Origin of the sequence: Flavobacterium sp. W22_SRS_FP1 (assembly GCF_052113685.1) — a bacterium.
Classification (GTDB): domain Bacteria; phylum Bacteroidota; class Bacteroidia; order Flavobacteriales; family Flavobacteriaceae; genus Flavobacterium.
In genome coordinates this window covers 73,200-96,618 of the sequence record NZ_JBGQOE010000010.1, presented here as the reverse complement: position 1 = coordinate 96,618, position 23,419 = coordinate 73,200, and the positions used below count along the sequence as shown (strand labels likewise).

Here is a 23,419-nt window from a genome sequence, read left to right as displayed (position 1 = left end):
AGAGCAGTCCATTTAATAGCTCTTATGAAATCTTATTTTACCGATCGTATTTACATTATCATCTGTAAACAAACCAATCAATTCCAAGACAGCTCATTTCTTTCTTTCCAGTACTTATGAGAATCTGTTTTAAAAGATTGTAGCACATTCAATTCCTCTTTATCCAACTTAAAACTATAAGCTTTTATATTTTGTTCAAGTTGTTCAATACTTGATGCGCCACTTAATACATATGTTGGTTCCAAATTATCCATTATAAACCGAAGTGCAATCGCATCTGTGCCTACCCGGTATTTTTTAGCTAAAGAGTCAACAACCATATAAAGCTTTTCATAATGGCTGAAATTTTCATTTTTAAATATACGACCGTTTGCCAAAGCTTCTTTAATAATTACTGTTTTTCCTAGCTGGAGCAAATACTTTAAAATGGCGTGTGTCGATTGTTCAAAAATGTTATACGTTACTTGATAACTATCAAACAAGTCTTTCTTTTCAACCTTAATTTTTAATGCTGCTTCAATAATTTGACTTTGATTTGTTCCACTTGTTGTGATACCAATCTGTAAGCCTGTCTCTTTTTTTATTTCGTAGAGTTGTTTAAAAACTTCTTTATTTTCCAATATGCCACTTTCAAATGTTGCAGAATGTACTTGGTATATTTTTAATTGGGAGTGTAGTTTTTTTGAAACCTGCCATTGCTCTATTAGTTTATCTAAAGAATGTTCTTTTACTTCGTGAGCTCCGCTAAAACCGAATTCCCAATTTGCCACATAGGTATATCCCCATTTTGTACTGAGAGTAACATCCTTGTGCTGATATTCAGAATTCCAGTTTGTTAAGAACTCTTCGCCCTTTCCATAAGAAGGAGCTGTATCAAAATAACGAATGCCGCTTTTATAAGCAAAATTAAGAACACTAAAAGCATTTTCCCTAAAAGCATCTTGGGATTTATCATGAGTACTCTCGTCTCTGATATTGATATATTCAGGCCTCCCTAAAGCCGCTAAACCTAATCCTATTTTAGTCTTTGACATACAATTAATACGGTTATAATTTATTTTAAATGTTTTACTTTTTCTGGATTTACTGCACTTGAAAATTGATTCAATAACAGTTTCAGTTTAGGGTTTATAAAGCTCTCGCAGAAAGGTTTCTTTGGATTATTATAATAGTAATTGGTTATTTCGTCTCTTGAAGCTTTAAAAGTTTGAAAAGGAAACACTTGTGTTATTAATTTCTTTTCTGAAAGCTTTTGAAACGTTGCAATGATTTGCTCTACTTCCTGTTTTTGGACTTCAGAAAATGTGTAAACTGCAGATCGGTATTTGTTTCGCATAGAATGGTTTGAGGTACTCTTGTGCGTCTGTAAATGAATTTCAATTAGTGCTGTAACAGCAATTTCTTCCGAATTAAAATACACGATAACGGCTTCAGAAAACGAGCTGTTATCTCCTATTGAAGCGACATGACCTTGTTCTACTTTTATGACACCCAGTAACGACTGAAACACCGCTTCAGTGCACCAGTGGCAGCCGCCGCCTAAGGCTATTTTATTTTTGTTTAATGTCATATTACTTCGTAGTCCAATTATTCGAGTCTTTATCTGAGAGAAGGCTTACTATTTTTTCTCTAATTGTATTTCTTGGAAAATTTAGCTTTCTAGTTTTATATGAACTACTTAGCTCTTCTTCATTAATTGCATTTGATTATGCATCAAGATTAGTGCGAGTTAAATACAAGTATTATAAATACTTTTTATAGTATTGGGTTTTAGGGCAACCTTAGGCGCCATAAAATCTAATTTCTGCTGTCATTTAGACTATTATTTAAAAAACACCAATGATTGCCCACGGCTTTCAGTAAAATATCAAATCATCATTTTTAGCAATAAAATAACAACCAAGGTGTTGCTGTAATTCCTAACTAACAAGCTAGTAATTTATGCAACTACTTTTCTCAACAATTAGAAATTATATGCTCTATTAGGGGTCATTTGCTTTTTAATAAATCTCTCGTTTTTTATTCAAAAGGGTTTGTTGCCCAAATAGTTACTTCAGGGACAAATCCTTTGTTACGCATTTCTACAATCGAAATGATGGTATGTGCAATATCTTCTGAACCTAGTTTGTTAGATTGTTCTTTACGTTCGTCACGATTTTCTCGGAATCTGTACGTAAATGCGGTTGTAACTTCACTTGGATTAACTAAAGTTACTCGAATATTATATTTTCGCAGTTCAGCCTGCCAAGATTGAGTCATACCTCTAACTGCAAATTTTGATGCGGCAAAAACGGAACCTTGTGCAAAACCTTTTTGGCTAGCGGTTCCTCCTATATTTATAATATTGCCTGAACCTTGCTCCTTAAATTGTGGTAAGACCTCTTGAGTTAACAAGGCCATGCCAAATACGTTAGTGGTGTAAACACTTAGTAAGTCGTTTTCCGTAATTTCTCCTAGAGCTGGAAAAGCTCCAATGCCAGCATTATTTACTAAAGTATCAATTTTCCCGTCTAATAGAGCGAGTGCCTCTTTGGCCTTTTGTGGTATTGATTTTAAATCACTAATGTCAAATGATAATGGAATTGCTCCTATTTCGTCAGCTACTTTTTTTAGTTTGTTTTGATCTCTACCAGTAATTACAACTTTAGCACCTCTAGCAATAAATTGTTTTGCTGTCTCTTTTCCGATTCCGGAACTTCCTCCCGTAATTAGAACCCTTGAATTATTAATTTCCATTTTATTATTTTAATAATCGAAAAAAATATTCCGATTTCTACTCTATTATTTGTTAAAAATGCTTCCGTTTTAAGCAGCATTATAATCACTCGCAGTAAAAGTAATCTTTAAATTCAATGCAGCAATAATTGATTTTTTTATTTAAAAGATACTCTTTCTCCATGTTTAATTTTGGAAGAAATACCTATCGAAACTGTAATCGCTTTGAACAACCAATAATCCATTATATTTTTTAAAGCTGCTTTCAAAAATAAAAATATTATCTAAAAATAATAGCTGCTGAAGTTTTATGCTAACTTAAAAGTCAAGCAACATTTACATTTTGGTTTACCTTCTTTGTCTGATAAGAGAGAAAACGATTTCACAAACTCAACATTTTTCAATGAAAATTAATTACAGAACATACTTAGCCTGTGAAGCAAAATAATAATTATATTCGTTTGAAAAAACTTTAGTTTATTGTATCCAAATAGTTTTTGTGTTCACAAATTCACGAATTCCATAAGCGGCAAGTTCCCTACCGTAACCACTATTTTTTACTCCACCAAAAGGCAACCTTGGGTCGGAGACTACTAGCTTATTTACAAAACTACTCCCCGCTTCTAACCGTAGGGCCAGCCTTTCCCCTCTTTCACTATTCCCTGTGAATACTCCAGAACCTAGGCCAAAAATAGAATTGTTGGCTAATTCTACCGCATGTGCATCATCTCTTGCACGGATCACTGAAGCCACAGGGCCAAACAGCTCATTGTCAAAACCTTCCATTCCTGGCTCTAAGTCGGCCAAAATAGTAGCAGGGTAATAAGCGCCTTTGCTATCAGGAATTTCACCTCCTAAAACCAATTTTCCTCCCTGAGCAATAGTTTTTAGCACTTGTTCGTGAAGCTCATTACGCAAATCTATTCGTGCCATAGGACCATAATATGTATCTTCATCTGTGGGCTCGCCCATTTTTGCAGCTTTCATTTTCTTAGTGAATAAAGTCAAAAACTCATCATAAATTGTATCAAGTACAACAAATCTTTTAGCGGCAATGCAGGTTTGCCCGTTGTTTTGTAATCGTCCAAAAGCGGCCAAATCAGTGGCTTGCTCTAAATCAGCATCATCGAGAATAATATAGGCATCGCTACCTCCTAGTTCCATCACTGTTTTCTTCAAGTTTTGTCCCGCAATCGAAGCGACTGAGCGACCTGCTGGTTCGCTTCCCGTAAGAGTTACGGCAACTATATTCTTATCTTCTATAATGTCTTTTACTCGTTTTGATTCGATATTTAGGTTGGTAAAAGTTCCTTCGGGAAATCCCGCTTTCGCAAAAGCGTCTTCCAGAGCAAAAGCGCAGCCTTGGACATTTGAGGCGTGTTTTAAAACACCGGTGTTTCCTGCCATCAAGGCTGGAACCGCAAATCGGATGACCTGAAAAAAGGGGAAGTTCCATGGCATAATCGCAAATATTACACCGATAGGCTGAAAAGTCACATAACTTTTTGAAGCTTCTGTTTTAACGCTTTCATCTGCCAATAGATCCTTGGTATTGTCCCCATAGTAACGGCATATAAATGCACACTTTTCTATCTCTTTGCGGGACTGACCGATAGTTTTGCCCATTTCCCTCGTCGCTAATTGTGCATATTCCTCCTTGTTGGCTTCAAGAACTTCAGCTAATTTAAACATGAGTTGAGCCCGCTCTTCAAAAGTCTTTTGCTTCCAGCTATCGTATGACCTTTTTGACTGAGCAATTTTTTCTTTTGCCTCATTTATGGTAATGCGATCATATTCTGCTATTTTTTCTCCAGTTGCTGGATTTATAGTTATAGTACTTGCCATGATTTTTATTTTTGAGATTCTTTGAACATTATTTTAAGATAAAACATAAAAATAAATAAACGCGCTCCAATAAAAGAGTGCCTTATGATAATTAATTGCCATTTTTTTGCTGTTTGGTGTAAAACCACGGCTTCCTAAACAAACCAGGTGCTTTTGGCCAGCATGAACAATATGGTTTTAAAAGAAATATCGAGACAGATTCTATTACCTGCCACCGGTTCCCTGTATAAATGTTGCTGTGTTTCAATCTAAAAAAGTTTTAAACTAGCCTATCTAAATTCAGTTTTTATCTTAGAATTGAATCACTGTTTTACCAGTGTATTTTCCTGATTATTGTATTTAAAATAGTTAAATAGGCATTATTTTACAGGACAGTTTTTACAGCTTCAGTAATTTGAAGTTGTGCCATATCCAAAATATTTTTGTTGTTGTTCTTAGGTTTAAAGACAGACAACTCCGTACAAGCTAATACTACGGGATTATCCACAGTATATTTTTCTATGAGTAAATGGTAATCTTCAATAAATTCTACAGTTTCCGTTTCTGAATAAACCCGTTTGCGAACTTCATCTATAAGCAATCTGTCTTCTTCTGAAGGAAGTTCTACTTCAATGTCATGGGCTTTAAAATTAGAACTGATATATTGAGACTGCATGCTATGCATTGATCCAAATAGAACGATTTTAGACCAGTTTTTTTCTTTGATTTTTGCTACAGCTAAATGAATAGGATGAATAATCTTTTTTTTGTGACTAATCGATCAATGGTTTCGTGTAGCGTAATATTTGGAATCAAGATACTTTCGATATCTGTTTTTTTCCAATTCCGTAATATAATCTTGAACTATTGCATCCAATGAATCCGAAGCATCTGGTAAAAGCGAATTAATAGCATCAAAATTGTAGTTCAAAAGAGTAAAAGGACAAGTGCTAAATCCTCCTTTTTCTTGATTATACAGTTTATTTAACTCATTTATATAAAATGTAGTTGAGCGACTTCCTAATCCTAATATCCCCAGTTTAATTTTATCCATTTTTAGCTCCTTTCTAGTATATAGTCGGCAAAATATTCTTTACTGTCCATTATTTTATTACAAATCCTAAAATCAGTATTGGCAATAATTTTTGCAAGGATAGCATCATTATACTTTCTAGAAACTTCAGTGTGAATTTTTTCGGCTGCAGCAAATTCAAATGATTTCCCCATTGCCTTAATCGTTACTTTTTGTTCGACTGTACTCGTAATAAAACTTTTGGCTATGCCTTCTTCCTCATTATATTCGGCTTGATGTTCAAAAAGATTTAAGTCGAAGTTCCCTCCTAATTCATCATTAATTCTTCTAAGAAGATTTAGGTTAAATTTTGCTGTTATGCCTTCATGATCGTCATAAGCAGGTAGTACTAATTCCTTAGGTTTTATCAAATCAACACCCAGCACTAATTTATCTCCAGCTTGAAGAATAGCACTCAAATTATGGATGAATTGCGCTGCCATTTCATCACTCATATTACCAATATTAGAGCCTAGAAACAAAACGATTTTAGGTAGTTTACTCTCTTTTAAAGAAGCCAAGACCCCAAAATAATCACCTTGTTTTGTTTGCACGGACACATTAGGTAATTCCTCGTTTAAATCTTGTTTCAAAAGTTTCAAAGAATTTATAGAAATATCAATAGGGAAATAGTCAAATTTAAATTTTTTTGCATCGATCATCCTTAGCAACTCTTTGGTTTTCGAACCATCTCTAGCTCCTAATTCAATTAATTCAAAGTAGCTATTAGGATCAAGTTGAAGTTTGTCAATGAGATCTTTGGTTTTATTTTGAAAAATATCTAACTCACAACGCGATAGATAATACTCTGGTAAATTCATTATTTCTACAAAAAGAGCATCTCCTTTTTTATCATAAAAATATTTTGAAGGAAGTGTTTTTGGAGTTGCGTTGAGTCCTTTTTCAACATCATTTTTGAATGTTTCAGTCATGTTATTTTATTAATCGGATTCCTGTATATTGCCAGCGCTCCGTTGGGTTAAAAAAATTGCGATAAGTTGGTCTGCTATGATTTTTAGAAGTTGCCACAGAAGCTCCTCTTAGCACCATATTGTTGCTCATAAACTTGCCGTTGTATTCGCCGAGTGCACCATTTTCTTTTTTGAATCTTGGATAAGCTAAGTAAGCACTGTTTGTCCATTCCCAGCGTTTCCCCCAATCTAAATGTTGAGCGGAAATTTCCCATTCAAACTCTGTAGGTAGTCGCATTCCTTTCCATTCAGCATAGGCTTTCGCTTCATAATAATTAATGTGACACAAGATCGCTGATTCATCGATTTGTTGTAAACCACTAAGGCTGTAATAATGCCAATCTCCTTCTATTTTGTGCCAATACATAGGGCAATTAATGCTGTTAGCATTTACCCAGGACCAACCTTCGCCTAACCAAAGATTAAAGTCAGCATAACCGCCAGCTTCCATAAATTCGATAAATTCACCATTAGTAACTAAATAATTGTTGATCTCAAAATCATCAACATATACTTTGTGAACACCTAATTCATTATCGTAACAAAAATCGTTACCTTGATATCCAATTTCATAAACGCCCCCATTTATTTTAATACTATTTGCATTAGAATTGCCACTGTTTATAAGATTGTACTCTTTGTTAAAAATTGGAAAAAGAGCATTGTGTCCCAGCATGTATTTGACATCAGTTATCAATAATTCTTGATGCTGTTGCTCATGATTTAATCCTAAAATTACTAAGTCAATTATTTCTTGATTAGTCACATCAGTCAGTAATTCTAGCATTATTGCATCTACATAAGCTCTATATTCATAAATTTCACTGGTGCTTGGTCGTGACATATTCCCTCTGTTGGTTTGCAAAATTCTATCCCCTACATTGTTGTAATAACTATTAAATAGAAAGTTGAAGTTTGGATTGAAAGGAATATAATTATTCGAATACGGGATTAAAATAAAGGTCTCAAAAAACCAAGTAGTATGGGCTAAATGCCATTTGGGTGGACTCGCAAACTGAACTACTTGGACTGCATAATCTTCAATATGGAGGTGTTTGCAAAAATCAATGGTTTGCAACCTTGTAGTTTTGTACTTTATGCTTGTGTTCATTTTTAATTATTTATGATTTACTAATATGTTTTTGATATATCTAGTCCTTATACAAATTCTGTGTTATCGGATGATTTACGAAATGCTTTAAGCCAAATCACATTTTTTTTGTCTCAATTATGCATAAATACTACAGTCTTTAGCTACCAACTTGTCATCCTGAAAAATGAGGAACCACATCAAGGAGAACTAAACTAGGTTGGTTTAATCTAGTGAACCGCTAAAAAAAAATCTGAAACAGTACTTCCATTAAATTTGAAAGTGTATTCAGTAGACCTGTTATAAGTATTACTATTTTAATAATTTGCGTTTCAAACGAGGGATCAACTTTTAATTTATTTAGGTACTAGAAGTAATTTAGCACCAATTGATGGAATCCTTGAACGTTATTTTGAGATAAAGCAGAAAAACAAACAAACGTGCTCCAATAAAAGAGTGGCTTATGATAATTGGTTACCATTTTTTTGCTGTTTGCCTTAACACCAGTACTTTTTTAATTAAAATAAGGAACTTTTAGCCACTCGGACAAATGGTGGCTCAAAATAATGTCACGACCGATTCCATTTCCTGAAACCGGTTTCCCCAGATAATTGTTGCTTAATTTCAGGTTAAAAAACAGCTGAAACTACAGCTATGAAAATGCGGTTTTATATCAGAACCGAATCACTGTTTTACCAATTGTTTTTGCAGATTCCTGCATTTGGTGTGCTTTTTTCAAATTCTCAACAGTGAATCCTTCCAATTTAGTTGTTAAAGTATTTTTGATAATTCCAGCGTCTAATAAATCAGCGATAGTATTCAAAATGAAGTGTTGTCGTTCGAGATCCTCTGTTGTATACATGGAACGGGTATACATTAATTCCCAGGAAAAAGTAACACTTTTTGTTTTAAGTATATCTAAATTCAATGGGGTGCTACTTCCTGTAATCGAAACGATATGACCTTGTGGTTTGATGATTTCGCCAATAGTGTCCCAATATCCTCCTAGATCCACGCAGTCCAAAATATAATTAACCTGATTATGGCCAATTTTCTCTAATTCTTCTTTTAACATGTGATGGTTAACCACAAAATCAGCGCCTAAACCTTTACACCATTCTATAGACTCTGGTCTTGAAGCGGTTGCTATGACGGTTAAGTTTCCTAATTTTTTAGCCAACTGTATTGCCATAGACCCTACACCACCAGCACCTGCCAATATCAATAGTGTTTTGCCTTGATCCTTCTCTGGATTTACTTTAATACGGTCAAAAAGAGATTCATAAGCAGTTAGTCCAGTCAAAGGGATGGCCGCAGCCTCAGCAATGCTTAAGCTTTTAGGTTTGTGGCCTACAATCCGCTCGTCAATTAATTGGTATTCTGCATTGCTTCCACTTCTGGTGAGGTCACCAGCGTAATACACCTGATCCCCAACTTTAAATTTTGAGGTGCTTTCTCCTACTGCTTCTACTGTTCCTACAGCATCCCAACCTATAATTTTAGGTATTTCGAGTATGTTTTCTTTTGCTGCGCTTTGTCTAACTTTATAATCGACAGGGTTGACAGAGATAGCTGCTATTTTTACTAATAAATCAAACCCTGATGGAATTGGTTTTTCGGTTTCGAATGAGATGAAACTGTCGGCGTGCGATATAGGTAGTGATTGCTTGAATCCGATTGCTTTCATGTTGGTATATATTTTATTTTTCTTTTTGGTAAGGTACAACATTAAAAAAGGAGTCCTTTTTTATATGTCATAATAAAAACCATTTAAAGGTTCATATCTATTTTCATTGCTTACAAAATGTTAGAATACCTCAAAAAAAAATAGCTAAATCAATATTAGAATTCAAATAAAAGTAGAACGAGTGATTCATAAATATAAAGTGTATGTCACGGTCGTAAAAGCGGAAGTCAGTCTGAACAGCTAAGGTTTTTGTCTTAAGCTTTTCAATTTATCACTTTTTGATGTTACATGACACGACTGCCGCTTTTAATTAAATAGCTAAAAAAAATGACTTTTTGCTGATTTTTTAGCCTTTTTTAGCTAAAAAAAGGCTTTTTTTTGACGATTTCGAAGGTTTTACTTGTATTGGGGTTCCTTTGGCTTGGTTTATGCGGTCTGAACAAGCATAAGTTTAAAATTAAATATTTGCTGCGTAAAAATTATGCGAAGAATGTTTTTTAAAATTAAAAAATAATACTATGAGTCAAGTTAAAGAGAATAACACGGTTAAAGTGCATTACACTGGAAAGCTATCAGATGGACAAGTTTTTGACAGTTCTGAAGGGAAAGAACCATTAGAATTTACTTTAGGACAAGGTCGTTTAATTCCAGGTTTTGAAAAAGGCTTAATGGATATGAAATTGAATGAGAAAAAAACGGTAACAATTGCCAAAGAAGAGGCATATGGTGAAGTAAACCAAGATTTAATACAAGAAGTACAAAAAAGTGAACTTCCACAAGAAATCACTCCTGAAGTTGGAATGGGACTTGTTTCCAAATCTTCTGATGGACAAGAAATGAACCTACAGGTGATTGAAGTTAGAGAAGAGAGCATCGTTTTGGACGGAAATCATCCTTTAGCCGGAAAAGATTTAACTTTTGATCTTGAAGTGGTAGAAATTAAAGATACAGTAGTAACTGAGTAACATTGTTTACCTACTTATTTAAAAGACCTGACAGCAATTGCTGTTAGGTCTTTTTTTTATACAAAAAAGTTAATTCCCTTTTTTTAAATCTGATAAAATCAAGTTTGTAGTAGGCTCCCCATATACCAAAAGTCGGTCTATGAATTGCTGCAGGTGCAATTGATCTACTAAAACTACCTTCATAATAATATTTTGAGGTCCGGTGATCCTAAAGACTTCTGTGATTTCAGGAAAATCTGTCAACTGATCACAAAATAGCTGCAGTTTACCACTAAAAAGTTTGAACAAAATAAAAACTTCCAAACCAAAACCCAATTCTTGGTTATTCAGCTGCACTTTATACCCCCGTATTACCGCTGTGTCTTCTAATTTTTGAATGCGTTCTCGTACTGAAGAAGGTGAAAGTCCAATTTGCTTTCCAATTTCCACATAAGAAGCTCTTGAGTTTATTTCGAGTTGCGCTATTATTTTTAAATCTATCGTATCAACCATTAAAAAAGTATTAAAATTCAAAAATACATTTTTATAACGGTAAAAAGAGATTTTATCGATGGAATAAATTTCAGCAATAGTCTAGCTAATGGTACTTTTGATTTATGGATATGAGTTTATTACTACTTATAATTGGAATTTTTGCAGGTTTCTTTATTCAGACCATAATAGGTTTTGGAGGAGCGTTGATCGCTTTGCCTTTCTTGCTGTGCGTCATGCCTTTACCTCAAGCAGTGTCCTACATTTCTATTTTTTATATGATCTCCGCTCCTATTTATGTCTATAAGGAATGGGAACATATTGACAAGAGCTTGATAAAGAAAATTGCCCTTTCCTCTTTTTTTGGAGTGCTTGTGGGTATTCTCGTTTTGATGTATGGAAAACCGCTGATTTTAAAGAAAGCATTAGGGGTTTTCATCATCCTGTTTGTATTAAATAGTTTGCGAGTCAAAAAGAAATCATTGCTATTTAAAAAGATGAAACACTTTTTTGGTTTTTTGGGCGGTTTTTTCTCGGGAGTATTTTCCACAGGAGGGCCTTTGTATGTAATGATAGTTCAAAACGAAACTGCAGACGTGAAGACTTTTAGAGCAACCATGTTTGCAGCTTTAGGACTGGTAACTCTGATGCGCATACCAGTATTAATTGCCGGAGGGTTAATAACGATGTCTGAAATTTACAATTCTCTTTATGTTTTACCTTTTTTTATAATGGCTTTGTTTTTAGGAAAAAAAGTCTATTTAAAACTCAATGAGGCATTGGTCAAGAAAGTTATTTTAGGACTGCTATTTATATCCGGACTCATGCTGGCTTTTGATATATGATTGTTTTTTTATCATAATACAGGAACTTTTCGCTTCAGCCAAGCTAATGCCTATCAGCAATAATGGCAGCTAAAACAGAACTCTATTTTTACCTCTGTCCGATATTGTTTACTTCTATCCAATAGTCGTCAGGGTCTTGAAAGTATATTTGTTTAATACCGTCTGCTCTTTTAGTGATGGTAGCAGAGGTCCCTAGCCAATCCGAATAATTAATTTTTAAAAGTTCAAGCCGTTTGATGAAGCTGTCAAAATTGGGTGTTGACAAGCTAAGATGTATTGCTTTATTGACTGTGAATGGGTCTTTCAAGGTCGAAATAAGATGTAATTCTTTAGCTTCTCCCAACGATAGCCAACGAATTCCTTCTACTTTTGTTCGGTTTGTAATTTCTTTAAGATCAAATACTTTTTTGTAAAAATCAATAGAACGATCTAGGTTTTTTACCGAAAGTGCTAAATGGTTAAAAGTAAAATTAACTGAAGTTGTATCCTGTGATTGAACAAAAGAGCTAAACGAAAGCGCAATTATTAAAACTATTATTTTTCTCATAAAAATCTAATTTAAAATAGTATATATTTTTTTATATAATCAATTACAATTTGCTCAAAAGTAGTTAAACAACTTAATACTAAACCTATTTCCATAAATTAAGATAGTACATGCATTATTCCCTTCAATATTATTGAGTGCTTAATGCGTCCTTCGTCTTGATGTACATGGGCTCATCATCATGCTTGTTAAGCAAAGTATTTGCGGCTATCAAACCATAACAAAGACTACCTTTTGCACCTACACCATTCATTCCTCCTATTACAACAAGACTATTGTCAATTTTATTCTTGACAGCTGTCACTCCTGGGATTTTTGATGCTGTTAGTGAATACACACAAGAGTGGCCATGAACATATTCAATATCTTCTTTCTTTAGAGAAATATTTATTGCTTTTAAGTACTGATACAACTCTTCTCCAGACCATTCTATATTTTCGGCAGACGGCTTTATACCCCAACATTCATCCATGTTTTCAATAGTATTATACACAGCGTGACCGCCTGTTTTAAAAATAGGAGAACCATCATCGTCAATACTGTCAATCATTGCATAGAACATATTGCCATATTGATAAAATAAGGGTACCGACAAACGTATTGTTTCTTTCTCTTGATCAGTAAATGTTTTATAAGTAGCTTTTTTAATCTTAAAAAAAACAGAAAATACACGAACAGGGTTTATAAGCTTATCAAAAGAAGGTGCAATTTTCGTCAGTAATTTTCCGGTATAGGGACCTGCTGCTATAACTAGTTTTTCTGTCTGAAATGTTGTGCTTTTTTGGGTGTTAGAGTCGATTGTTTCAATCTCGTAGAAACTGTCTTTTTGGGAGATACTAATAATGGTTTGACTGAACAAAATTTCATTATTATGGTGCCTAATCGCTTTATGAAGTTTGGATATCAACACTTTGGGTTTGATCATTCCTGTATAATCTCGGTATTCCCTAATTACGGTATCAGAGTTTTGAAGGTTCATTCCAAATACTTCCGATATGTTTTTAGCGGTCGCGACTTTATAGTTGTCCTGTTGTTTTGGGTGGCACAAAGCTTTGATTTCGTCTGTTCCAGTATCGTCAAAAATATAGGTTACGGGATTGGTTACATAAATATCTTCCATACTGTGCGTCGCATCATTTTCGATTGTATTAAGAAATGAGATTAATCGCTTTGCCTCGGACACTGCCTTGTTGTGAATAAAAGAAAAAATATCCTCCTCAGGTCCTAGAGACCTAGAAATTCGTGACTCTCCATAGCTTGATCCATTGGTATAAATAGGACCTTGCTGCTCAATCAATAGTACTTTTTCTCCATATTGCGAGAGCTGCCAAGCTGCAGAACTCCCCATTAATCCTCCTCCGATTACAATAATTTTTCCCATAAGTTTTAAATGTCATTTTTTTTTTAAAATCAAGTCAGTTTTATTCATGCCTTTCAGTAATGGTATTAAAGCTTGGCTACTTTGCGATGTAACTAACTACGGAAGCCTTTATTTTTTATTAACGAGTAATTCTTTAACTATAAAATTATTTTAAAATTAAGCTTAATCCCGCCAGATTTACAAATCGATGTTAGCACAAGTATTATTTTGTTTGTGTTTGTACCCACTTCAAAATTTCTGTCAAAGCTGTTGGTGAAAATGTTTGTTCTATTGTTGCATATTCTTCAGGCGAACCTGTTTTGCATTCTTGAAATAAATGATTTAGGTCTGGCAATTCTTTTATTGTTACTTTTTTATTTCCAGCTTTTGCCAATGCTTCTTTTATTGCTTCCAAATTTTCTTTTGGTGGAACTTGTAAATCTTTCTCTCCATTAATTGCTAAAACAGGACATTTTACTTTCTCCAATGCTGGTCTAGGATTGTATTTAATAAAATATTGCATCCACGGATTTGCAATTTGTTTGACTTGTAATTTTACAAAATCGTCATCACTCATTCCTTGCGGTTTTCCAGCGTTTGGATTATCTACTAAACTTTGCTTTATAAAATTAGTTAAGTCAATATTAAGTTGCTCCATACTGTTCGACTTATTTACAATTTCAAATGCTTTTCTATTTGTTAATTCGGTTTTTTGTAAATCTTCTTCGCTGACTCCAGAAGCTTTTCCAATTAATTTCTGTTGCAGTAAAAGTATTTGGTCCCCTTGTATTCCTGTACCCGCTAATAAAACGATAAAAGCCACGTCTTTTGATTTGCTGGCGACCATTGGTGCAATTAATCCACCTTCACTGTGCCCAATTAAACCAATTTTATTTTTGTTTATTTCTTTTCTTGTTTTTAAATATTCTATTGCACTTTCTACATCTGTTGCAAAGTCGGCAGAAGTTGCAGTTTTAAAATCTCCTCCTGATAAAGCAGTTCCTCCGTCGTCATAACGTAAAATTGCAATTCCATTTTTCGTTAAATAATCTGATAAAACAAGAAATGGTTTGTGTCCCAGTAATTCCTCATCTCTGTTTTGTGGTCCACTTCCACTTATTAAAATTGCAACAGGAAAAACTCCGTCTTTTTTAGGCAATGTCAATGTTCCTGATAAATTTATCCTTGCCTTACTATTTTCAAAAGTTACGTCCTCTGAATAATAAGGGTATGGCTTTATTGGTTCTTGTGGTCTTACAAGTTTTTCTTTTTCAATTACTTCTTTTGATAAGTTCATTGCAAAGGATTGTCCAGCTTGTTTGAAAGTGCCAACTATAATGTTGTCTTTGCCCAATGCTCCTACATATTCAATTCTTGCATTTTCGATTGTGATTGTCAAAATTGAGTTTTCAAAACTTGTACTTGTAGTTGGAATTCCTTTTGCTCCTTGGTCTGGACTGTCCATTGTTGAGCTTACACCTTTATCCGTTTTAGTAACATTAAATACAAGCCTTAATTGTGTTCCTTGCACTTTTAATACTCCATTCCACTGTCCTGTAATTTCTTGTCCTATTAAAGTAATTGAAGATAATAGTGAAATCAGTAAAATCGAAAATGTTCTCATATTAATTTGTTGTTTTTTAATTCATTGTTATTTTATGTAATATCTCTGTAATTTTTCTCTAACGTTTCGCCACTTTGAGATGGCTGGAAGTTCGCAACTTTTAAATTTTCGGTTTAACGAAATCTTGATGCGAAACGGTAATTCCACTAAACTCCAGCTAGCTCAAAATAGCTGTTGAGCGTTCAGTTTTTTAATTTCGGTATTATTTCGTCCAATTCATTATTTGGTTTTTAAAACCTTCAAGTTTTATAAGGTAAAAACCCGAAAACAAAATAATCCAAGTGATAAATACTAAAAACAATACAATTAGATTTATTCCATTTTCTATTTGTTTTCTTCTCGATTATTTAAATCTCTAATATTTATAATCATTCCAATCATCAATAATAAGTTAGATACATTTCCCCAATAATTTCCGTTTTGCAAATTCTTAAAATCTAAATTATAAATGTTTATTGCCATTAGTATTATACTTACAATTAATAACAAGTATGCTAATTTCAGTTTGTTCATTTTAATTAATTTAAAAATTTTTCGTAATGCCTAAATGACGTACAGCACCGTTCAGCTATACTCGGTTTGGGGATTAAATCTTGAGTTTTATTTGGTTAATAATTTTTATTCCAAGTACAAAACAAACTTAAAATTAAGCCGAATACCCAAATCCAGGAAAACAGCTGGTTGTGCGTAGTTCTTGATTAAAAACTCATTGACATTCCTATTCCTAAATTTTTCCCATTATAGACTGGCATAATTATACCATTCGATTTTTTATTGCCACTGAATATATTTCGTTTCATCCATGGATGAATCCAATATGCAATTTTTGTACTTAGTATACCTATTCCAGCTCCAGCCATAACATCCGTTAACCAATGTCTGTCATTATACATCCTGAAAAAACCAGTTCCTGCTGCAACGGCATAGCCGGAAATACCATACCAAATTGATTCATCTTTGTATTCCTGAAATAAAAATTCTGCTCCCATAAAAGCAGTTGCTGTATGACCTGAAGGAAAAGAATTATTGGAAGTCCCATCTGGTCTTTCAACATTTCCGGTGTTTTTTATGACATTAACTGTCGCACCCATAATTATGTATGCAGTTCCCAATATAATTGTTCTGTCTTTAAAATTATTTTTTCCTTTTATTCCTGTTACATTCAATGCGTAAACTGAAAGAAAAGGAGCATATTGTGAAATATCGTCAATCGTAAATTTCTTATCAATATGCTCATTAAATTCGTTTTTTATTTCTGAATTTATACCTTTTAATGTTTGACTTTCCAGACCAATTATTCCGTATCCAATTAATACTGTTGGAATTATTAAACTCTTGTATTTAAATTTAGCATTATTATCAATTTGTAAACTGTCAACAGTTTTACTTTGACCACATAAATTTAAGGTCAAGATTAAAGCAATAAATAAGAAATTATTTTTTTTCATCAGTTTTCTACAGAATTACACACAACGTTCTCGTACTACAACGAGTTTGGGATTAAATTAAGCCCATGATTCGAATTTGCCAAATCATTTCCAAATACAAAACCAAATTGCTACTAAGCCAATTGCCTAAATCAGTTGTAGTAGCTGTTATAAAGCGTTTATCTTCTGCTGTTATTGTGGAAGGATAGTTGTCGATTTCGAAAAATCAAGCTTTTTAAACTTACTATTTACTAAGTTATCAAATTGCATTTTGTCATCAGTAAAAGAAACAAGTCCTTTGTCAAAATGCCAAGTTCCGAGATAGTTTAATGAATTTTTTGTTATTTCAAACGTGAACTGTTCTAATTCATTTTGATTTATTTGTCCTGATTTGATTTTTTGCTCAAAATTGTCGGTTACGTCAATATTTTTAAAAATTGGTTCGGTAAAAAATTTTCCACCGTACCATGTACTTTTTGTCCACCAATAATTAAGTATTGCATATTTACCAGGTTTAATAAAGTACATGAATGTATTTTCTTTTGCAGATTTATAGGTAGGTTTAACCCTATATGCCAAAACTTCCTTAGTATCTATATTTATTAGTCGAATATCTTGTGGAAATCCGCCACTACTAAATCCAAGTATCTGAATAAAATTTCCATAAATGATTCCTTCTTCAGAAGATATAGTGTCACCGCTATTTGTTTCTTTAAGCGTTTTGATTTCTTGTCCTTTTGAAAAGATTGTCAATAAAAGGAAAAATGCTGTTGCTAAGTGTTTCATTGTTTGTTTTCGTCTTTTAAATGCTCTATCACGTTATGCCACTTTGAGATGGCTGGAAAATCGTAACCTTTCAATTTTCGGCTTAAAGAAAACTTGATGCGAAACGGCAATTCGACTAAATTCCAGCTAGCTCAAAGCGGTTATATGCAGTTTTTATTGCGAAAACTTGTAATATTCACTATTCTCAAAGATTAAATTTGGTTCATTTATTTCTATCAATACTTTAATTGCATTTTCTTTGTCTTTTTGGTTTTCAAAAAAATTTTTACAAATCATATAACCCATATAATATCCCATAGAGTATGGATATTTTGTTTCGCTACTCCAGAACCATTTTGAAAAATTTTTAGGATTTTTTAAATCTGTCGCAAATTCTTTCCAAATTTCCGTTCTGTTTTTTTTGGCGTATTAGATCATATCTTGGTTAATTCCCGCAATTCCAACTAAACTTCCTTTGCCGCAAAAATATGCAGTTAAGAAAACAGCAGCCCCTTCAGTGATCGCTTGGTCTAAAATCGAATTTTCATTATGTTCGATTTTCTGAAAAGTATGTAGATTTTCGTGAACCACTAAATATCCTAAATCTTTAATGGTTGATGTTTCATCTACGAGCCACGAGTAATTTTCTGGAAACTCGCTGTAATCTGTTTTTTCGGTTCTTATAGAAGCCTCTAAACCCACAAAAATAGTTTTTGGGTACACCATTTGACCTTGTGTATTGAAAAATCCAATTGAAAAATATGTTGGTTGGAATTTAGCATCTGGGTAAACTTCTTTTATTTTCTGAAAATATTTATCATATTCATCAAGTTGATTTTCAATATCGGATAAGAGTGGTTTTTGGGATTGAAAGTATTTTGGGAAAGATCTGATTATCTTTAAGTATTCTTGTTTGATGTCTCGTTTGTTACTGCTATTTTCATTTTCGAGATAACCTTTCAAACCAATGCTCGCTTTTTGCAAATAGCTCTCGTTCAAAATTTTTAAAGTGTCATTTAATGAAGTTGCGTTCTCAATTTGAGAAAGCATATCATAAAAATTATGAATATCTTGTGTTACAAATTTATTTGATTGTTTCTTTTCTTTTTGGCAAGAAAAAGACAGCATCAATACTGAAGAGAGAATAAAGAATAGTTTGATTTTTTTAATCACGATGTTTTTTTTAAAATTGCATATACTCGCTAATTAATATCGGTTATACACCCAAAATTATAAGAATTGTCGCTATTCAATAGCGGATTTTCAGTTATTCAAATATATACTATTTTACCGAAAAATCTGATGAATTAATTTAACTTGAGCAATTTTTCAAAAACGACACTTTTTTAGGTAGTATTTTTACGACAAACGGTATTTATTACCGCAAAATATTTAGCCCCGGTTGTAGTGGAACCTCTTTACAGGCTAAAGACTGCTCTTTCTGTTATTGGCAGAGCGACCAATGAAAGCTCCTACCCTGAGCCTAAAAAAAGGTTGAAGCTGGAAAAATTATAATGGATGGCGGTAAAAGTTACTTAAATAATGAGCTTTAAAATCGTCTTATGGATTTTCAGGACACAAAAAAAACCGAAACAGACATCTGTGTCCATTTCGGTTTTATTATAGGATCGTTTCCTTTCAGTTATCATTTGTACTTATATCCTTCTTTCGTCTTAGATTTTTAATAATCTAATTCAGATTTATGTTTTTCGATAAAATCAGCCCATTTTGTTGGCTGTTTTCCTGTGATTTCATAAAAGGTGTCAAAGGTATCGTCAGCGCCGGGAATAGTTCCAGCGGCATAACGTTTCCAGTGGTCGTATACGCAACCCATATAAGCCATTTCGGCACCCGACTCAATCATAGATTGAAGAAATACCTCAGGAGAAAGTGCCTCATAACGGAAAGGCTTGCCAACAATGGAAGTCATTAGCGTGGCTATCTCGTTAAAATTCTTAGCATCATAGCCAAGCCTGTATGTTTTTCCTGCATGTATTTCTGGATGGGTCAATGTGATTGCAGCCGCTTCGGCCACATTATCAATATCTACCCAGCTCATTCTGGCATCAGCTACATAGTGATGCAATACGCCATTTTCTATTGCTCCTTTACCGCCATAGGCCAGTAGGTTTTGCATAAAATCCTGAGGTCGCAAATGTGTATAAGAAAATCCAGCCCATTCAATATAACGTTCTACGAACTGATGCCAAGCCCAATGCCCGATAGAAGTATCGTCTGGACCGCAAGCGCCAAGATGCACGATGTGTTTCACGCCTGCTTTTTTGGCGTTATCCAGTAGCGCTTTGCTTTGGCGCAGCATGTCCACTGTATAGGCAGTGACCATCAAAATACGATCAATGTTTTTGAAAGCAGCCATATGTGTACTTTCATCATCATAATCAAGAATAACTGTTGCTATTCCCTTTGCCTTAAATGGAGCCGCTTTCTCAGCTGTACGCACTGCAGCCACAATTTCTATATCTGTATTCGATAAAAGAAAATCAATTGTTTTGCCTCCCACCTGGCCGCTTGCGCCCGTTATAAGTATTCTTGGTTTTATTGTATTTGACATATATTTAAAATGTTATTTTTATTTTTAAACTGAAATTATATAAACTCAAAGATACAATTCATTAAATAGCTCAGTCTTGATTTAAGACAAGAAAACTTAAAAACAATAACCCCCGGACAAGTCCTGGGTCTATCTATAGATTATAATCTAATGTTGATCAAAAGAAACCAACTGGTTCTTTATCCAAGAAACCAACATGTTTTAACCTTACGATAATTGTCTAAAGCTAATTTATGATTATGACGACCAAATCCTGATTATTTAACTCCACCAAACGATGTTTGAGCAGGATACGTATTGTATTGGTTTACCCAAACTCTACCGGCATGTATCGCTTTTGGTACTTGGAATAATTCGTGAGCATCTCTACTCCAATCTCCTGCACGCAAACCAAAAATGGTGTTATTTGAAGTTTCAATCGCTTCTTCGGTAGAATTAAAAGTAGTTAATCCAACTACTGATCCGAAGATTTCTTTATAGTAAACAGGCTTTTTGCTGTTTCCTTTTAAGATTGTTTGTTAAATGTACTATCCGTTAGACATATCGCCTTAATAGTTCCCTGCTGAACCAACTGCAAGTACTTCTGCCAAGTCTTCTTTACAAATATTTATGTGTCTAGAGATTTTTTCCAATTGGCTTTGAGAAACTTGTGAACCAATCATCGTTTCAGCATTTAATGGATTTCCTACTTTTATTTTTTGATTCTTTCTGGCATTCGTTCGATGAATTTATCGCCGATGCTTTCAATAACTAAAATTAAGATTTTTATTCTCAACTTTTTATCCGGGTGAAATTAGCATGTACACATTATCGATTTATCTATAATCTTTATCAGTAGGACTTTCGATTACTCCTCTAAATTTTTACCTTCGCAGAAAACAGTAAAAACACACCACAACACCGATGACTAAAGCCCGTTATTTCAAATTAATCCTGATTTTAGGTTCGCTTACGGCACTTGGTCCCTTTTCCATCGATATGTATTTACCAGGTTTTGCAGGTATTGCAAAAGACTTAAATACGACTGTTGCTAATGTTGCCATGACTTTATCTAGTTACTTCATTGGGATTTCCGCGGGGCAATTACTATATGGTCCGTTGTTAGACCGATTTGGAAGAAGAAAACCCTTGTTCATTGGCTTGTTAGTTTATATACTGGCTTCTTTAGGTTGTTTTTTTGTACAAGATATCAATACTTTTATTGGATTACGTTTTATTCAAGCCGTCGGGAGTTGCGCCGCTACCGTGGCTTCGGTTTCTATGGTTCGCGATTTATTTCCAGTACGCGATATTCCTAAAGTATTTTCACTTTTGATGTTAGTCGTAGGGATTTCTCCAATGTTAGCACCTACAGTTGGTGGCTACGTAACAGTGGCCTTTGGTTGGCACATGGTATTTTTTATTTTGATGTGTATTGGGATCCTAATTCTTTTTGCTGCTAAATTTGGTTTGCCGGACACCTACAAACCGGATCCTAGTATTTCCTTAAAACCAAAACCGATTTTTAATAATTTTTTCAGTGTTCTAAAAGAACCTCAGTTTTATACCTATGCCTTTACTGGCGCTATTGCTTTCTCTGGTTTGTTTACCTATGTAGCTGCTTCTCCAATCTTATTCATGGATATTTTTAAAGTAGAACCTAAAATGTACGGGTGGATTTTTGCCTTTATGTCTTTAAGTTTCATCCTGTCCAGCCAGCTAAACACCCTGTTTTTAAGGAAGTTTAGCAGTGAACAGATGATTTACGGCGCCTTAATGACTCAATCGATTATTGTGATTACTTTTTTAATAGCTTCCATGAATAATCTTTTGGGGTTGTATCAAACTATTGCCATGTTATTCCTATTTCTATCTTGTTTGGGGATCTCAAATCCCAATACCGCAGGCTTGACACTTGCACCTTTTACAAGGAATGCAGGAAGCGCTTCTGCTTTGATGGGTGCAATCCAATTAGGTCTTGGCGCTTTAGCTTCTTTTGCTGTAGGCACTTTTGTGAAAGACTCTATGGTACCCATGGTGGTGATTATGACCGTTTCAACAATTACAGCTTTTGTCGTTTTAAGTATTGGAAAAAGAAAGATTAAAGTAAAATATTAATACAACTTCATAATCTAATTTCTGTATTTAAAAATTTGATTCATCGCTTACAGACGTTCTAGTTTTATTAGGTCTTATAATCATTCGGAACGATTGATCTTTTGAAAAATAAGCAATCATCCAATTAATAAATGTCGAGATTCTATTGCGGTAGGTGATCAAGGAAATTAGGTGTATAAATAACCAAACTAGCCATGCAAAAAAGCCTTTGAAATGCAATTTTGGTTTTGGCAAATCTACCACAGCCTTATTTTTACCAATAATTGCCATAGAACCCTTATCGTTGTATACAAAAGGGATCAATGGTTTATTTTGAATCATTGATTTGAAGTTTTTTGCTAGATTTAATCCTTGCTGAATAGCTGTCTGTGCCACTTGAGGATGTCCTTCAGGGAAATTTTTATCTGTTAATTGAATACAAGTATCCCCGATAGCATAAATGTTTTTTGTACCATTTACTTTATTGAAAGCATCTGTTGCCATTCGTTTCCCACGACCATAACTTTCTGTCGGTATACCTTCAAAAATTTTCGCGGAAACTCCTGCAGCCCAAATAAGGTTTTTGGTTTCCAATGATTTTCCATTGGAGAAATACACCGTATCGTCTTTATAATCTATAACTTGGGTGTTCAGCTTTATAACTACCCCGAGGTCTAACAATGCTTTATGAGTGTCTTCTTGTGAAGCTTTACTCATTGGCGCTAACAAAGTGTCTCCACCATCAATTAAATAGATATTGCTAGCTGATGTTGCTAACTCTGGATATTCTTTTAAAAAAATATTTTTTCTCATTTCGGCATACATGCCAGATACTTCAACGCCAGTGGGTCCGCCACCTACAACAACAATAGTTAGTAATTTCCTGCGTTTGCGGATATCTTTGCAAATCGCCGCTTTCTCTAGGTTTTTTAGTATTGTATTACGCATTACAATGGCATCATTGAGCGTCTTCATTGGGATCGCATTTTTCTTCACGTTCTCCATCCCAAAATAACTGGTTTCAGCACCTGTTGCAAAAACTAAGTGGTCGTAGTGCAATTCTCCGTTATGAAGAATAATTTTATTTTCTTCCGGAACGACCTTCTGCATTTCACCAAGACGAAATTTAAGATTTTTTTTGCCTGCAAAAAATTTTCTAAAAGGGTAACTGATGCTAGATGGCTCTAGAAATGCAGTGGCAACCTGATATATTAATGGCGAGAAAAAATTATAATTATTTCTATCGACAAGCGTTACGTTAATTTCCTTTTGGTCTAGTAATTCTTTGGCTAGATTTAGTCCAGCGAATCCTCCTCCTATTATTACAATTTCCATATATGAATTTCATTATTTATTTTAAAAAAAATAGCAACAATAAAGGTACGCTTTTTATAATTGCTAATAAACT

Annotated in this window: 23 protein-coding genes and 1 pseudogene; 3 read left to right on the top strand and 21 right to left on the bottom strand. The window is 33.9% G+C overall.

Going from position 1 to position 23,419, the window contains the following annotated elements; all coding sequences use genetic code 11:
• Nucleotides 1–77 precede the first annotated feature (77 nt).
• The 9 genes from ACEN2H_RS07940 to ACEN2H_RS07900 all read right to left on the bottom strand — a co-directional run bounded on the left by ACEN2H_RS07940 (nucleotide 78) and on the right by ACEN2H_RS07900 (nucleotide 9,359).
• On the bottom strand, nucleotides 78–1,034 hold the full coding sequence (locus tag ACEN2H_RS07940) for an aldo/keto reductase (RefSeq protein ID WP_441731789.1): 957 nt from the start codon (nucleotides 1,032–1,034) through the stop codon (nucleotides 78–80).
• A 20-nt stretch (nucleotides 1,035–1,054) separates the two neighbouring features.
• Nucleotides 1,055–1,570, bottom strand: coding sequence for a peptide-methionine (S)-S-oxide reductase (locus ACEN2H_RS07935; RefSeq protein WP_441731788.1), 516 nt, complete (start codon nucleotides 1,568–1,570; stop codon nucleotides 1,055–1,057).
• Nucleotides 1,571–2,019: 449 nt separating this feature from the next.
• Nucleotides 2,020–2,736, bottom strand: a complete 717-nt coding sequence (locus ACEN2H_RS07930) for an SDR family oxidoreductase (RefSeq protein ID WP_441731787.1) — start codon at nucleotides 2,734–2,736, stop codon at nucleotides 2,020–2,022.
• 456 nt (nucleotides 2,737–3,192) lie between these two features.
• Nucleotides 3,193–4,560, bottom strand: coding sequence for an NAD-dependent succinate-semialdehyde dehydrogenase (locus ACEN2H_RS07925; RefSeq protein WP_441731786.1), 1,368 nt, complete (start codon nucleotides 4,558–4,560; stop codon nucleotides 3,193–3,195).
• Between the two features lie 364 nt (nucleotides 4,561–4,924).
• A complete protein-coding gene (locus tag ACEN2H_RS07920) occupies nucleotides 4,925–5,215 on the bottom strand; it encodes a hypothetical protein (protein ID WP_441731785.1) in 291 nt (96 codons plus the stop codon).
• Nucleotides 5,216–5,320: 105 nt separating this feature from the next.
• Nucleotides 5,321–5,593, bottom strand: coding sequence for a hypothetical protein (locus ACEN2H_RS07915; RefSeq protein ID WP_441731784.1), 273 nt, complete (start codon nucleotides 5,591–5,593; stop codon nucleotides 5,321–5,323).
• A gap of 2 nt (nucleotides 5,594–5,595) precedes the next feature.
• On the bottom strand, nucleotides 5,596–6,543 hold the full coding sequence (locus tag ACEN2H_RS07910; protein WP_441731783.1) for an L-histidine N(alpha)-methyltransferase: 948 nt from the start codon (nucleotides 6,541–6,543) through the stop codon (nucleotides 5,596–5,598).
• Between the two features lies 1 nt (nucleotide 6,544).
• Nucleotides 6,545–7,693 (bottom strand): ergothioneine biosynthesis protein EgtB, encoded by a 1,149-nt coding sequence (gene egtB, locus ACEN2H_RS07905; protein ID WP_441731782.1) that lies wholly within the window; start codon nucleotides 7,691–7,693, stop codon nucleotides 6,545–6,547.
• 652 nt (nucleotides 7,694–8,345) lie between these two features.
• Entirely contained in the window at nucleotides 8,346–9,359 is a 1,014-nt protein-coding gene (locus tag ACEN2H_RS07900; RefSeq protein ID WP_441731780.1) for a zinc-binding alcohol dehydrogenase family protein, read from the bottom strand.
• Between the two features lie 518 nt (nucleotides 9,360–9,877).
• Here ACEN2H_RS07900 and ACEN2H_RS07895 point away from each other — a divergent pair.
• Nucleotides 9,878–10,324, top strand: a complete 447-nt coding sequence (locus ACEN2H_RS07895; RefSeq protein WP_441731779.1) for an FKBP-type peptidyl-prolyl cis-trans isomerase — start codon at nucleotides 9,878–9,880, stop codon at nucleotides 10,322–10,324.
• 69 nt (nucleotides 10,325–10,393) lie between these two features.
• Here the strand turns inward: ACEN2H_RS07895 and ACEN2H_RS07890 are convergent, their stop codons facing one another.
• The gene (locus ACEN2H_RS07890) at nucleotides 10,394–10,816 is read right to left on the bottom strand and encodes an Lrp/AsnC family transcriptional regulator (RefSeq protein ID WP_441731812.1); all 423 of its coding nucleotides are present in this window, start codon (nucleotides 10,814–10,816) and stop codon (nucleotides 10,394–10,396) included.
• Between the two features lie 110 nt (nucleotides 10,817–10,926).
• Between ACEN2H_RS07890 and ACEN2H_RS07885 the strand changes: the two genes are divergently transcribed.
• The gene (locus ACEN2H_RS07885) at nucleotides 10,927–11,640 is read left to right on the top strand and encodes a TSUP family transporter (protein ID WP_441731778.1); all 714 of its coding nucleotides are present in this window, start codon (nucleotides 10,927–10,929) and stop codon (nucleotides 11,638–11,640) included.
• An 88-nt stretch (nucleotides 11,641–11,728) separates the two neighbouring features.
• On the opposite strand, the gene ACEN2H_RS07880 is transcribed toward ACEN2H_RS07885, so the two are convergent.
• The 10 genes and pseudogenes from ACEN2H_RS07880 to ACEN2H_RS07835 all read right to left on the bottom strand — a co-directional run bounded on the left by ACEN2H_RS07880 (nucleotide 11,729) and on the right by ACEN2H_RS07835 (nucleotide 20,597).
• Nucleotides 11,729–12,187, bottom strand: coding sequence for a VOC family protein (locus ACEN2H_RS07880; RefSeq protein WP_441731777.1), 459 nt, complete (start codon nucleotides 12,185–12,187; stop codon nucleotides 11,729–11,731).
• Between the two features lie 130 nt (nucleotides 12,188–12,317).
• On the bottom strand, nucleotides 12,318–13,568 hold the full coding sequence (locus ACEN2H_RS07875) for an FAD-dependent oxidoreductase (protein WP_441731776.1): 1,251 nt from the start codon (nucleotides 13,566–13,568) through the stop codon (nucleotides 12,318–12,320).
• Nucleotides 13,569–13,770: 202 nt separating this feature from the next.
• Nucleotides 13,771–15,171, bottom strand: a complete 1,401-nt coding sequence (locus tag ACEN2H_RS07870) for an alpha/beta hydrolase family protein (protein ID WP_441731775.1) — start codon at nucleotides 15,169–15,171, stop codon at nucleotides 13,771–13,773.
• A 324-nt stretch (nucleotides 15,172–15,495) separates the two neighbouring features.
• Nucleotides 15,496–15,633, bottom strand: a complete 138-nt coding sequence (locus ACEN2H_RS07865) for a hypothetical protein (RefSeq protein WP_441731774.1) — start codon at nucleotides 15,631–15,633, stop codon at nucleotides 15,496–15,498.
• Nucleotides 15,634–15,869: 236 nt separating this feature from the next.
• Nucleotides 15,870–16,619, bottom strand: coding sequence for a phosphatase PAP2 family protein (locus tag ACEN2H_RS07860; RefSeq protein ID WP_441731773.1), 750 nt, complete (start codon nucleotides 16,617–16,619; stop codon nucleotides 15,870–15,872).
• A gap of 171 nt (nucleotides 16,620–16,790) precedes the next feature.
• Entirely contained in the window at nucleotides 16,791–17,384 is a 594-nt protein-coding gene (locus tag ACEN2H_RS07855) for a hypothetical protein (RefSeq protein WP_441731772.1), read from the bottom strand.
• Nucleotides 17,385–17,537: 153 nt separating this feature from the next.
• The gene (locus tag ACEN2H_RS07850; RefSeq protein WP_441731811.1) at nucleotides 17,538–17,768 is read right to left on the bottom strand and encodes a DUF2268 domain-containing putative Zn-dependent protease; all 231 of its coding nucleotides are present in this window, start codon (nucleotides 17,766–17,768) and stop codon (nucleotides 17,538–17,540) included.
• A 24-nt stretch (nucleotides 17,769–17,792) separates the two neighbouring features.
• Entirely contained in the window at nucleotides 17,793–18,536 is a 744-nt protein-coding gene (locus ACEN2H_RS07845) for a gliding motility protein GldB-related protein (protein ID WP_441731771.1), read from the bottom strand.
• A gap of 508 nt (nucleotides 18,537–19,044) precedes the next feature.
• Nucleotides 19,045–19,935 (bottom strand): SDR family oxidoreductase, encoded by an 891-nt coding sequence (locus tag ACEN2H_RS07840; protein ID WP_441731770.1) that lies wholly within the window; start codon nucleotides 19,933–19,935, stop codon nucleotides 19,045–19,047.
• A 257-nt stretch (nucleotides 19,936–20,192) separates the two neighbouring features.
• Nucleotides 20,193–20,597: pseudogene (locus tag ACEN2H_RS07835) on the bottom strand (aldehyde dehydrogenase family protein).
• A gap of 241 nt (nucleotides 20,598–20,838) precedes the next feature.
• Here ACEN2H_RS07835 and ACEN2H_RS07830 point away from each other — a divergent pair.
• A complete protein-coding gene (locus ACEN2H_RS07830; protein ID WP_441731769.1) occupies nucleotides 20,839–22,032 on the top strand; it encodes a multidrug effflux MFS transporter in 1,194 nt (397 codons plus the stop codon).
• Nucleotides 22,033–22,059: 27 nt separating this feature from the next.
• Here the strand turns inward: ACEN2H_RS07830 and ACEN2H_RS07825 are convergent, their stop codons facing one another.
• A complete protein-coding gene (locus ACEN2H_RS07825; protein ID WP_441731768.1) occupies nucleotides 22,060–23,346 on the bottom strand; it encodes an NAD(P)/FAD-dependent oxidoreductase in 1,287 nt (428 codons plus the stop codon).
• Nucleotides 23,347–23,419: the final 73 nt, after the last annotated feature.